10 protein-coding genes and 1 tRNA gene are annotated in these 12,530 nt (G+C 34.2%); 5 read left to right on the forward strand and 6 right to left on the reverse strand.

Features of this window, described 5'->3' with window-relative positions; all coding sequences use genetic code 11:
• Positions 1–8 precede the first annotated feature (8 nt).
• Positions 9–605, reverse strand: a complete 597-nt coding sequence (locus ACWPWK_RS01440; RefSeq protein ID WP_109372224.1) for a TetR/AcrR family transcriptional regulator — start codon at positions 603–605, stop codon at positions 9–11.
• A gap of 104 nt (positions 606–709) precedes the next feature.
• On the opposite strand from ACWPWK_RS01440, the gene ACWPWK_RS01445 reads away from it, so the two are divergent.
• The gene (locus ACWPWK_RS01445) at positions 710–1,357 is read left to right on the forward strand and encodes a GNAT family N-acetyltransferase (RefSeq protein WP_109372223.1); all 648 of its coding nucleotides are present in this window, start codon (positions 710–712) and stop codon (positions 1,355–1,357) included.
• A gap of 95 nt (positions 1,358–1,452) precedes the next feature.
• Here the strand turns inward: ACWPWK_RS01445 and rimJ are convergent, their stop codons facing one another.
• Positions 1,453–2,034, reverse strand: coding sequence for a ribosomal protein S5-alanine N-acetyltransferase (rimJ, locus tag ACWPWK_RS01450; RefSeq protein WP_109372222.1), 582 nt, complete (start codon positions 2,032–2,034; stop codon positions 1,453–1,455).
• Between the two features lie 197 nt (positions 2,035–2,231).
• Here rimJ and mdtH point away from each other — a divergent pair, with 197 nt between their 5' ends.
• Both mdtH and ACWPWK_RS01460 read left to right on the forward strand, forming a co-directional pair.
• On the forward strand, positions 2,232–3,434 hold the full coding sequence (mdtH, locus tag ACWPWK_RS01455; RefSeq protein WP_109372221.1) for a multidrug efflux MFS transporter MdtH: 1,203 nt from the start codon (positions 2,232–2,234) through the stop codon (positions 3,432–3,434).
• 42 nt (positions 3,435–3,476) lie between these two features.
• Positions 3,477–4,031 carry a lipoprotein gene (locus ACWPWK_RS01460; RefSeq protein WP_100160210.1) on the forward strand — a complete coding sequence of 185 codons (555 nt, stop codon included), beginning with the start codon at positions 3,477–3,479 and terminating at the stop codon, positions 4,029–4,031.
• Positions 4,032–4,140: 109 nt separating this feature from the next.
• On the opposite strand, the gene ACWPWK_RS01465 is transcribed toward ACWPWK_RS01460, so the two are convergent.
• The 4 genes from ACWPWK_RS01465 to ghrA form a co-directional block, all read right to left on the reverse strand.
• Positions 4,141–4,713 (reverse strand): TorD/DmsD family molecular chaperone, encoded by a 573-nt coding sequence (locus tag ACWPWK_RS01465; RefSeq protein WP_109372220.1) that lies wholly within the window; start codon positions 4,711–4,713, stop codon positions 4,141–4,143.
• Positions 4,714–4,928: 215 nt separating this feature from the next.
• Positions 4,929–5,537, reverse strand: coding sequence for a 2OG-Fe(II) oxygenase (locus tag ACWPWK_RS01470; RefSeq protein ID WP_109372219.1), 609 nt, complete (start codon positions 5,535–5,537; stop codon positions 4,929–4,931).
• Positions 5,538–5,774: 237 nt separating this feature from the next.
• The gene (locus ACWPWK_RS01475) at positions 5,775–8,678 is read right to left on the reverse strand and encodes a hypothetical protein (RefSeq protein ID WP_109372218.1); all 2,904 of its coding nucleotides are present in this window, start codon (positions 8,676–8,678) and stop codon (positions 5,775–5,777) included.
• A 197-nt stretch (positions 8,679–8,875) separates the two neighbouring features.
• The gene (gene ghrA, locus ACWPWK_RS01480; RefSeq protein WP_109372217.1) at positions 8,876–9,817 is read right to left on the reverse strand and encodes a glyoxylate/hydroxypyruvate reductase GhrA; all 942 of its coding nucleotides are present in this window, start codon (positions 9,815–9,817) and stop codon (positions 8,876–8,878) included.
• 317 nt (positions 9,818–10,134) lie between these two features.
• On the opposite strand from ghrA, the gene ACWPWK_RS01485 reads away from it, so the two are divergent.
• Together ACWPWK_RS01485 and dauA are read left to right on the forward strand one after the other, a co-directional pair.
• A tRNA-Ser gene (locus ACWPWK_RS01485) sits at positions 10,135–10,222 on the forward strand.
• Positions 10,223–10,800: 578 nt separating this feature from the next.
• Positions 10,801–12,501, forward strand: coding sequence for a C4-dicarboxylic acid transporter DauA (gene dauA, locus ACWPWK_RS01490; protein ID WP_109372216.1), 1,701 nt, complete (start codon positions 10,801–10,803; stop codon positions 12,499–12,501).
• Positions 12,502–12,530 lie beyond the last annotated feature (29 nt).

The following is a 12,530-nucleotide window of genomic DNA, read 5'->3' on the forward strand; positions in this document are numbered from 1 at the left end:
ATAGCTATTTATGGCTTTGTAAGCATTTTTCTCAACATCGATTCCAACATAACGTGATCCTCACCCTCATTAAATTCAGGATCGATAATATTTCTTCCCATAGAGCCATCTGCGATGACTAACAGCCATGTTGCAATTTCCTCTGGCTCAAGTGTTGAGTCTATCTGCCCTTTTTTAATACCGTTTTTCAGCATCGTAATCAAACGCTGTTTGTTGTTTCTTTCATTTTCAATAAAAATCTCGTGAATGCTCGCATTACGCGATGCTTCAGCAAAAATTTCAATACTAATGCGCGCATATTCGGGGTGATTATAAAGCGCTATAATTTCCTTCATTAAATCGATGATTGCTTGAATACACTCTTCTTCGGCTTCATAGCGACAAAAGATATCGTCAAACAGTTGTGCATCTTCTAATGCAATCGCCTCAATAATCGAATTCTTATTCGGAAAGTAATGAAATACATTCCCAGGACTCATACCTGCTTCATGACAGATTTCTGCTGTTGATGTGGAGTGAAAACCTTTTACAGCAAAGCAACGTATTGCAGCATCAATAATATGCTTCATTTTCGCTTTTTGTTTTTCAGTAACAGTCTTGTTCATAACATTAAAAATCTCTGGACAAAATAAATTAGACTGATTAGTCTATAATCAACTAGACCAAACAGTCTAAAAAGTTAACCCTATTATTGCAGAGTAACGATATCATGCAATTACTTAATGAACACTATCAGCTTCGTGTGGCAGAACCTTCAGATATTCCTGAAATTATTCAATTATTTACACAAGCATTTCGTTTTAAATTGAACGCATTTAATATTGATAGCACTAATCCTAACCAACGTCGGCAATTAGAGGCTATTTGGAATTCATTAGCATGTAAAAAAAATAGCCAACAATTTGTTGTCACTGATGATGGAAAGATAATTGCAACATTTTGCTTAGTGATAAAAGAAAACGACTTTATTTCAAATCCCTTTACTAAAACACCTTTCTTGGATTATTGGCGTTTTGGTATCGCTCATTATATTAAGCAAAAGATTTTCTTTTCTTTATTTGATTATATGCCAAATGAAAATGAGGCTTATTTGGCACATATTGCCGTTTTATCATCATATCAAGGACATGGTATTGCTTACGCTATACTTGATTGGATAACCCAATATAGTAAAGATATTCTGAGAAAAGCGTTTTTATCACTGTATGTCGATATTCATCATCAAGGTGCACTTTATTTGTATCAAAAGAATGGGTTTTATATTGAAAAAGAGGAATCATCACGCTTAACACAGTCTATTTTCCATATTCAACATTGGTACTATATGTTGAAAAAAACCGACTTAATGACCTATTAAATATCTCTATTATCATTAAAGAGTGGCTAAAAGCACTGAAATAAGGCATTTTTAATATAATTATAAACAGTGCTTTTCTTCCATGATGACCAATATTAACGTTTAAAATAAGTTCGCGTTGTTAATGCAGTTAATACGTGATCTCGCCACTCTTGATTAATTTGTAGATAGTTTTTAGCGTAGCCTTCCCGTTCAAAACCATGTTTAGCTAATAGGTTTCCACTGCGTAAATTATGAGGCATATAATTCGCCATAATACGATGCATCCCTTGCTGTCGTTGCATATAACGAAGTGTTTCCGTTAAGGCTTCCGACATATAGCCCTGACCTTGCCATTTTTCACCCACTGAATACCCCAGAAAACAGGCATTAAAAGCGCCGCGCATAACATTGCTGTAATTAGCAACACCAATAATTTCATCTTCATTTTGTGTTAATAACAGAAAATGAAAAGCACTTTCTTGTCGGTGCAGTTCGTTCATATATTGTAAGCGGTGTTCCCAACCAGAGGGTAGGTAATGTGTTTTATCTCTTACGGGTTCCCACGGAATTAAAAAGCGACGATTTAATGTATAATAATCGGCCAGTCTTTCAGCATCTCTCTCATATGCTAAACGAATTACCATTCTTTGTGTTTCAAAACGAATTTTAGGAATTCCGCCACGATAACCAAACATTACGATCTCATTATCCTTTGATATAAATAAGTCTAATTCTGAAGCAACTCTTCTTATTCTGCCACTAACCTTAATAAAAAAATATCATCTTTAATTTACTAGGAATTATGCACATTTAGAGACAGAATAGTCGAAGAAATAAATTATTTCATTCCCCCCTTATTTTATTTAAATTATTTGCTTATTGATGGTGAGTAATGGCGCTGGTAACACAAGCCCGTACTTTGGGTAAATACTTCCTCCTAATTGACAATATGTTAGTTGTCTTAGGTTTTTTCGTCGTTTTTCCGCTTATTTCTATTCGTTTCGTCGAACAATTAGGTTGGGCTGGTGTTATTGTCGGCTTTGCTTTAGGGCTTAGACAATTAGTACAACAAGGCCTTGGTATTTTTGGTGGTGCTATTGCAGACCGTTTTGGTGCAAAACCAATGATAATAACGGGCATGTTATTACGAGCTTCAGGTTTTGCTTTAATGGCAATGGCAGATCAACCTTGGATACTTTGGTTATCTTGCATTTTATCTGCATTAGGTGGGACTTTATTTGATCCACCTCGCACAGCGCTAGTTATCAAATTAACCCGTCCTTATGAACGCGGTCGTTTTTACTCTTTATTATTAATGCAAGATAGCGCCGGTGCCGTTATTGGTGCACTCATTGGTAGCTGGTTATTACAGTATGATTTTCATTTAGTCTGCTGGGTCGGTGCTGGTGTTTTTGTTATCGCCGCCTTATTTAATGCTTGGTTATTACCCGCTTACCGTATATCCACAACCCGAACACCAATTAAAGAAGGGTTAAAACGCGTATTTCTTGATAAACGCTTTGTCAGTTATGTCTTAACGTTGACGGGTTATTTTGTATTATCCGTTCAAGTCATGTTGATGTTTCCTATTATCGTCAATGATATTGCGGGTACGCCAACTGCCGTAAAATGGATGTATGCCATTGAAGCCCTGCTTTCTTTAACGTTGCTTTATCCTATTGCGCGATGGAGTGAGAAACGCTTTAAATTAGAACAACGTTTAATGGCGGGCTTATTTTTAATGAGCATCAGCATGTTCCCTGTTGGTATGATCCATTCATTACAAAGCATTTTCTTGATTATTGGACTGTTCTATCTTGGTACTATTACCGCAGAGCCTGCTCGCGAAACATTAAGTGCATCACTTGCAGATCCTCGCGCTCGTGGTAGTTATATGGGCTTTAGCCGATTAGGCTTAGCATTTGGTGGTGCAATTGGATATACCGGTGGTGGATGGATGTATGATTTAGGTAATCAATTTGATATGCCTGAATTGCCTTGGTTCTTACTAGGAACCGTAGGTTTAATAACACTTTATGCGTTACATCGCCAATTTAATCGTAAAAAAATAGAAACAGCCATGCTTACTCCCTAAAGATCGGGTAAACTCTTAGTTATCAATGATCAAGGAGTGTTTATGAAAGCAATTTTTCTAACAGCTATATTAGTATTAACAAGCTTAGTCACAGGGTGTGATCAGCTCAAGCAATTTGATGTAAGTGAAAATCTTATTAATGACTATATCAGCCAAAAAATAAATCTCCAGAAACATATTGGTGAAGATGAAGTTGTATCCGCTGATATTAAATTGAGCAATCTTTCCATTCAAATTGGTCGTACTGAGCCGGGTAAAATTAGTCTTTCTGGTACAACCGACCTAACAATTAATTCATTCTTTGGCAAGACAAACGCTAAAGTTGAGCTTACGTTATCAGGCCAACCTTCTTATCAAGCTGATAAAGGAGCGATATACATAAAATCAATGGCTATTGATAGTTACAAAGTCTCTCCAGAAAAAATGGATGCAGTGGTTGTAGCATTAAAACCTTATTTAGAGACAACCATCGCAACTTACTTTGATAATCAACCTGTTTATGTTCTTAATCCGGAAAAAAACAGTGCTGAAGCAGCCGCGTTTAAACTGGCTAAAGGAATTGAAGTTAAACCAGGTAAATTTGTGATCCAACTCTAATAGTTACGCGGGTTGATTAAAAATATTTATCGTCATTAATGAGAAAGGCAAACCTAATGGTTTGCCTTTTTTATGAATAATAAAATGCTTTTACAAAGAAATATTTATATTACTCTGCTTCTGCCTCATCGCTCTCTTCATTATCAGAGAGTTCTTCGCGTAACGCTGATAATGCACCACGCGCAACACCTGCTAGTGTACGATAAAAGCCACTGGTTGCATGAGCTTCAACCTTACCTAAAAATGTTCCAGCCCAAGGCAGCAGATATTCATCAAATAATTGTATTTGTGCTAATACTTCATCTTGCGCAGAATTATCTTCAAGCCATGAAGCAGCAAGTAATAAAGAACCAAAACTGTCTGTTGCATTGTCAGTAACAGGCATCCCTCTTGTGACTAGGAATTGACGAATATCGTCTTCTTTAATTTCTTCATAATCATGGGCATAAATAGATACCGCTGGCGCATCACCACCAAAAAGAGATTGATAATCAGCTTCAACAATAGCCAAATCTTTAACACTATTTTTTAAGGTGTTAAATAGCTCATCTTGCTCTAATGGCCATAACTGGCTCAGTTTCCCTTCGCCAATCATTTTTATAATTGGCGCTAAGATAGGATCATTGGGTTCACGTTGAAATAATGTGCCTAAAAGACGACAAACAATCGAAAATTCATTCATTCTATTTTTACCCCATAAAGTTTCGCGTTATTGTGCTTTTAATGGTAAGAAAATCAACTTTTTTCGTCATGTCTCTTTTATTGTTAATATTAATCTTACTATCTCTAATCACTTAAAACAGAAAAAGCGCGCTCTTATTATTAAGTCTTTTACTTAATATAAGAAACGCGCCTAATCCCATGCTATTTTTCAACAGCAATTATTTTGCCAATTAATTAGCTGGCGATATCTAAAAAGTTGTCTCGCACACCGTTTACTCTAAACCAACCAGCAATACTGACTCTCTCTTTATTAGTAGGAAGGACTTCATGAGGAAATTGCTCCGAAAGAAAAACAACCAAACGCCCACCCTTTGGTGCCACAGTCGCCAGTTCTTTATCTTCAAGATCGTAAATCACTAATTCACCACTATCTTCTTTTGTCCAAGCTTCATTAAGATACAACACTGTAGTTAAACGGCGAGTGACATTTTCTTTAAATGCATCAAGATGTTTTTTATAAAATGCACCTTTCTCATAACAGGCAAAATGTGCTTCGTATTCAAAAAGACCTAAATAGAATTCTCGATTAACGGCACGCTGAATAGACTCCATTTGCATTAAGTAATGCTGAACGGGTGTTCCCATTTCAGGTTCTAGCCAACGTATTTTATCACTTCGAATTGTTGTTTCTGCAAGTCGATTCTCATGACGACCAATACGCGCTTGTTGTGCATTACCATCAAAACAAGCGCGCAATTGTTGAACAGCCTCTGGTGTGAGGAAATCATCCCATACACACCATCCTTTCTCTGCTATTTGCTCAAGAAGTTCTGCTATATTCATTAAGTATATTGTCTGATAAACATGGGAAACTACTTTATATCACCAAGTTAAGTAAAATTACAATTTAATAAACTTATCTTTTCGATAACATCAATTAATTAGAGATAAATCTTATAAAAATCAAAAATAAAAGATCAAACAAGATTTAACACTACTGATGCTTTTAAAAGCCTCATTTTTACAAGGGTCATTTTATAAGTTGCATCACATTAACAATAAGCAAAATGAATGATTTGTTTAGTAATAATAATTTGTCGATATTTTATCCACACTCCCTTCACCTTCATTATAAATATAATTAATATTCCCTTTAACTTGAGTATGTATAATCGCTTTTTTATTTCCTAATCGCACAAATCCTGTCGGTAATGTCTTCTTTTTGTACGAAAGTTCACTAACAGACATAAGATCTGTAGAAGCAATTTGATATTCAACATGGGCAAACTGCTGTTTATATTTAGTATATAAATCATCCAGCTTTTCTTTGATCTTATTTAAATCAATCTGTTCAGAATTTTTACTCTCTTCAACAAATTTATTTATTTCATTTTGTAAATCAGAACGCAGTGAGCGCCCCTGTCTATTTAGCTGATAATTTGCTGTAAAATAAGGCTTAAATTTTTCATTCATATTATCTTTTGTTTGAGAAGACAATGTCTCTTTTCTTTCCTTTAATGAGGATAAAAAACGATCAATGTTATATTGTCTATTTTCTTTTGTTATTTTCTCCTGAAAAATATCTTCTTTGCTTTGAAATGGAGTAGTCATTAAATTTTTATTAATACTATTTTTTAATTTATTTATTGCCTTTTTATCTGATGATAAATTTAAATAGATGCTATCTAATTTAGATATACTATTAGAAAGATGATATTTCTCTGGATATTTTTCTAATAATCTATTTATTTTTAATACTCTTTTATAAATGCCTTTTATATCTTTTTTATCTTGATCCAATTTTTCTGCGCTTATTAATTTCTCACTTTTAAAAAGTGTAAAACTTAATAAGCTATTTATTCTTTTTTTCACCATTAATTCGAAATCTTTTACAGACGTTAATGGATACCACTGAATAACATTATCAGAATTGCTCGTAGAAGGCATAAATTTCAAATCACGATAAATATCAACACCAAGTTCTAATAAATTGAGATCAAGCCTTTTTGTTTTTTTTGTCACATCTGTTTTACCATAGTCGATAAATTTATTAATATTTAAATTTAATTTTAATAAATTTAAAATAAAGTTTATACCAATAGCATTTCTGGGTACGGTGAGTTCCATATTGGGATTAATCATTACATCGACATCAAAACTGGCTTCACTTCTTACCTCAGTTCCTAACGAAAGACTTATATTGTGATCAATTTCAAGGGTAGAATTATTGATTAATTCATTTTCATTTTGATTTAATCCTTGATTAATAAAATTTGGGATATCATTAATATCAAGGCTAAATGAGAAATTAGATTTTTTAGCATAAGTGGCACCTAATAAAGCACTTGCCATGACAGGAGTAACAAAACCATAGTCAACATTTCCTAAATCCCATCTTTTTTCATATCCACCAATCCCCGCTGATAAACCCGCAACCAAAAGATTCTTATTATTATTAATAAAAGAGAAAGTAATCTTATTATCTTCACTTTTTGATAATGTGATAGAGTGCGATTTTACATAAGAAGCTAATAAAAAGGCGTTAACCCCTATATTATTTGGTAGTTGAAAAGCATTAATACCGAAGAAGGCTCGAATATCATTATGGTGATTAATGGTAATATTTTCTTTATCTTTTAGCGAATTAACCAACGAATAAATCACCTCACCTTGTGTTGTACTATTTTTTACACCTTTAACAGCACGATTTAACACATCATAGCTTTTCCCTATATTTTCTTTAATACCATATAATGCCATCGGCTTGCTGTTATATACAGAAGTCGAAGAGTTAATAAGTTGCTTTATATTACAAAATAATCCTCTAAATCCAGGATCAACAGCTTTTGCAATATTTTTCACCATTGCCTTATATTCTTTTAATGCATATTGCTCTTTAGCTTTATTAATATTTAATCGAGCATTATCAATAAAAGAAGAGAAAAAAGGGATATTTCTACTACTAAAATTGCCAACTGTTTGAGTAGAGAATGGTTGTCCTGAATGATAATTTTTATAATTATTTTCACCTATCACTGAGTAAAAAGATAAAGGAGGTTCTTGCTTTAAACGAGTAACTTCATATTGATAATCTTTAATCGCAAAAATATTCAAAGGATCAAGGTAATATATTTTTATTTTATTTCCTTTGTCTACAACGAGTTGTACTTGATTTAATATTGGTTTGATTGCTAATATTTTATCTGTATTTTTTAATGGAATTTTTATTTTATACTCTTCCATTTCTATGGAAGCACCATCAACTCCATCAACTTGATCTCCAGAAGAAATTTTATTAGGTAGTCCTTGAGCATAAAGCGCATTATCTTTAAGCTTAATGGTTAAATCTAATCCTTCACGATTAATTTTAATTATATTATTTTCTTTTAATTCCACAACATTATTAATGTTTGATAAATCTTGATTTAGATTATCATCAACTATATATTTTTCATATTCAACAGAAAAGTTACTACTAATAGCATTTGATGAGGTATTATTTAAACTATATTCTTCTTCTACTTTGTTAAATTTAATTTTATAGAGATCACTACTATTATCTATATTGTTACATTTATTTCCAATCAAAAAACCATTATGATCAACATAAAGTTCTTTAAACTTCATATTGTCACCATCTTGGGACTCTATATTAAAAAGATTATATTTAAATCCTCCTTTAAAGTGTTTTTGATATATCCCCGTAAATAAGTCATGTGTTTTACCTTTAATTAAGGTCAAGGAGCCATCATCTGAAAGTGTGATCCCCATATTATTAAGTGAAGGTGTATTTGTTGATCCTAAGTATACATAGTTATTCGCATTATTTAGGCTAAATTTTTTTTCTTCTTTCTGTTTATCATTGTTTTTATGATAAATGTTATTACTATTAGCCAGCCCTTCTACTGGATATTTTTCTTTTTTTCCATCAAAAACACCTATATGTGTTAGTTTACTAGGAATCATCCCTACTTTATTAGTCATGTATGCCTCATTGTTTTCAAATCATGAAGCAATAATCAATAAGATAATCTGCAAACGATATCTTTTTACAACCAGATTTTTATGACAATATATAAAAATTAAAAAAAGTACCTTTTTTGAAAACTCAGGCAAAAAAATAGGCAGCAAACTAAAGTTTGCCGCCTATTATCTAAAATTAAAATATAAATAAAATAGACTTAGTAACCACTCTTCATATCAACCACGCCCAAAGGTGCTTCTCCTTTTTCAATTCGTTGGATATTTTCAACAATCGTATCCATGGCAATATTCGGAATGGTAAAAGCAGCAATATGTGGCGTAATAGAAACACGAGGGTGCGTCCAAAATGGGTGCATTCCCGCTAAAGGCTCTTGCGCAAAAACATCAAGTGTTGCATCAGCAATATAGCCTTGATCTATAGCTTCCAATAAATCTTGATCGACTAAATGCGCACCTCGCGCCAAATTTATTAAATAAGAAGAAGGTTTAAGTTGCTCAAAGAGTGAAAAATTCAAGATGCCATGCGTTTCTGGTGTATAAGGCAATAAGTTAATCAGTAAATTACACTCGCTTAGAAAATCACTGAGTTGCTCTTTACCATAAAAACTTTCAACATTTTTAATTTGTTTTTTACTGCGACTCCAGCAACGAACGTTAAAGCCAAGTTCGGCAAGTTTACTTGCGACACTTCCACCTAAAGCGCCAGCCCCTAAAACACCAATCACAAAATTATCATAAGAGTGTGCAGGAAGCTGTTTCCATAAACGTTGTGATTGTTGACGTTTATAATCATCCATACGGCGAAAGTAATACATCACTTTAGCAATGGCATATTCTTGCATTTGAAGCCCCATACCCGTGTCTTCTAAACGCATAACAGGAACACCTGTTGGCAATGTGCCGGGCTTTTGCTGTTCTTGTTTTAAAATAGCATCGACACCTGCTCCTAACGCAAAAATACCTTTAAGGTGATTACGACTTGCAAGCATTTCATAAGGAGGAAGCCAAACCATGGCGTAATCAGCAGGTTGATTATCGCTAGGTTCCCAAATGCGTATATTGGCATCAGGCAAACGCGCCTTCATACCGTTGATCCATGTTTCTGCGTCAAAAAAAGGATGATAATAAATAATATTCATTTTGCCTTCCTCCAGCATTTTTATCATAGGGTGCGAGGGTTACGTTCTGATTTCAAGTCTCTTTGAATAAGTTGTTAATAAAAATGTTGAGAATGTTAACCAGTTAACGAAAATCTACATTCTTTTTTCAATACGCCAATCTATACGCGTATTGGTTTACTGCATAATTTGTCTAGCATTTGTGCATATTGTTTTTTATTTGACTGCTTGATACAAAAGTTAAAGGAAAAATGCATTTAGCTGTTGACGCTTATGCTCCTTTTCCCTATAGTAGCGCCCCGTTGAGAGATGTTAAGTACATATCCAACAAACAATACGGTGAGATGTCCGAGAGGCTGAAGGAGCACGCCTGGAAAGTGTGTATACGGCAACGTATCGAGGGTTCGAATCCCTCTCTCACCGCCATATTCTAAGATAGAGCCTAGTTTTTTAGCTAGGCTCTATTTTTTTGTTCAAGAAATATACATTTCTAGTCTCGTTTTTCTTCACTGAGTTATTTATATCCATCACTCTTCTTTTTTTGATTAGATTATTGTTAGTATACAAGCATTTTTTATTTTGCTTTTTTGCTTAATCGTTTTATTTAATAATTTCTTATCACTTAACAATCTCTGATAATTAATTTTAATGAAACAAAACAACTTATCTAGTTGTTATTTATGTCTATCCGATTTTTATGACATAAAAAGGTTTTTATTATCCCATCTATAAACGACATTTATTCTAAAATAAAACGCTTTTTATAATTTTAAAATAAATTTAAACTTTATTTTCAAGCAAGCAACAGAATAAATACAATAAGATACATTGCATTATCTATTTAGGTTAACTTATTAGTTTAATTGATTTTATTTCTACTAAGCTTTAAGATATGCATTAATAATTTGATGTATCACATTATTATCAGCGAATAAAAGCGATATCCTCTCTTTTCCTTATCGCCGTTATTCGGCATCTGACTTCTTATTTTGGTTTGATCCTAAATGAAAACTCATAAAGTTAACCGGGTTCGTCCCTTTAGTGCATTTATTGATGCATGTGTAAAAGAGCCTTACTCTTTTGCACGTTTATTAAAAGATATTATTGCAGGGATCACCGTCGGGATTATCGCGATACCTTTAGCCATGGCATTGGCAATTGGTAGCGGTGTTCCCCCGCAATACGGTCTTTATACCGCAGCGATTGCCGGTATAGTTATTGCTGTTTCTGGTGGCTCTCGATACAGCGTTTCAGGGCCTACTGCCGCATTTGTTGTGATCTTGTATCCTGTATCGCAACAATTTGGTTTGAGTGGCTTATTAATTGCTACGCTTATGTCTGGCGTGATCTTAGTGGTTATGGGATTAGCTCGCTTCGGTAAGCTTATTGAGTATATTCCTGTTTCTGTAACACTTGGATTTACCTCAGGGATTGCTATTACAATTGCCACGATGCAAGTAAAAGACTTTTTTGGTCTTGAATTAGCACATGTGCCAGAAACCTATATCGATAAAGTTATTGCTTTAGGCTCTGCATTACCGACTATTCATATTGGTGATACGCTTATTGGTCTGACAACTCTGTTTGTTTTAATTTATTGGCCTAAGCTGAATTTACGTTTACCTGGGCACCTACCTGCTTTAATCGCAGGTACTGCGGTAATGGGTATTGTGAATATGTTCGGTCATGACGTTGCAACAATTGGCTCGCAATTTAGCTATATGCTGCCTAATGGTACAACAGGACAAGGTATTCCACCTATTTTGCCCCAATTTGTTTTACCTTGGAATTTACCAAGCTCCGGTACATCACTTGAGTTAAATTGGAGCACTGTCTCTGCTTTATTACCCGCCGCCTTTTCAATGGCAATGTTAGGTGCAATTGAATCGTTATTATGTGCGGTTGTACTTGATGGCATGACAGGCAAAAAACATCACTCTAATGGTGAATTAGTGGGACAAGGGATTGGTAATATTGTCGCACCTTTCTTTGGTGGTATTACAGCGACTGCCGCTATTGCACGTTCAGCAGCTAACGTGCGTGCGGGCGCAACATCACCCGTTTCTGCTATTGTTCACTCATTGTTGGTGTTGCTAACTTTACTTGTATTAGCGCCTTTTCTTTCTTATTTACCTTTAGCCGCAATGTCAGCATTGCTGTTAATTGTTGCATGGAATATGAGTGAAGCACGTAAAGTAATTGATCTGATCCGACATGCCCCTAAAGACGATATTATTGTCTTAGTATTATGCTTATCTCTCACCGTTCTCTTTGATATGGTAATTGCAATTACTATCGGTATTGTGTTGGCGTCACTGTTATTTATGCGTCGTATTGCCAATATGACCAAAATAACAGAATCTCCTTATACTGATGATGATAAACAGTTATTAGTTGTGCGTGTTAATGGTCCATTATTCTTTGCCGCTGCTGAACGTATCTTTAATGAGTTACGTGAACGTAGTAAAGGTTATAAAACCGTTATTATGCAATGGGATGCTGTTCCTGTATTAGATGCGGGGGGATTACATGCGTTCCAGCATTTCGTTACGGATGTAAAACATGATACCCATGTGATTGTGTGTGATATACCTTTCCAGCCATTAAAGACTCTGGCTAGAGCAAGAGTCATACCAATTGAAGATACACTGAGTTTCTACCCTTCATTACAAAAAGCACTAGATGATTTGGAATTAATTCAGTAGTTTTTTAGTTAAAAAAATAACGCCTTTAA

The organism is Proteus sp. Marseille-Q3619 (genome assembly GCF_965283115.1).

Excerpts from the sequence above, each read along its gene's own strand:
- ACWPWK_RS01440 (WP_109372224.1), bottom strand. The coding sequence starts at position 605 with ATGAACAAGACTGTTACTGAAAAACAAAAAGCGAAAATGAAGCATATT.
- ACWPWK_RS01445 (WP_109372223.1), top strand. The coding sequence starts at position 710 with ATGCAATTACTTAATGAACACTATCAGCTTCGTGTGGCAGAACCTTCA.
- rimJ (WP_109372222.1), bottom strand. The coding sequence starts at position 2,034 with ATGTTTGGTTATCGTGGCGGAATTCCTAAAATTCGTTTTGAAACACAA.
- mdtH (WP_109372221.1), top strand. The coding sequence starts at position 2,232 with ATGGCGCTGGTAACACAAGCCCGTACTTTGGGTAAATACTTCCTCCTA.
- ACWPWK_RS01460 (WP_100160210.1), top strand. The coding sequence starts at position 3,477 with ATGAAAGCAATTTTTCTAACAGCTATATTAGTATTAACAAGCTTAGTC.
- ACWPWK_RS01465 (WP_109372220.1), bottom strand. The coding sequence starts at position 4,713 with ATGAATGAATTTTCGATTGTTTGTCGTCTTTTAGGCACATTATTTCAA.
- ACWPWK_RS01470 (WP_109372219.1), bottom strand. The coding sequence starts at position 5,537 with ATGAATATAGCAGAACTTCTTGAGCAAATAGCAGAGAAAGGATGGTGT.
- ACWPWK_RS01475 (WP_109372218.1), bottom strand. The coding sequence starts at position 8,678 with ATGACTAATAAAGTAGGGATGATTCCTAGTAAACTAACACATATAGGT.
- ghrA (WP_109372217.1), bottom strand. The coding sequence starts at position 9,817 with ATGAATATTATTTATTATCATCCTTTTTTTGACGCAGAAACATGGATC.
- dauA (WP_109372216.1), top strand. The coding sequence starts at position 10,801 with ATGAAAACTCATAAAGTTAACCGGGTTCGTCCCTTTAGTGCATTTATT.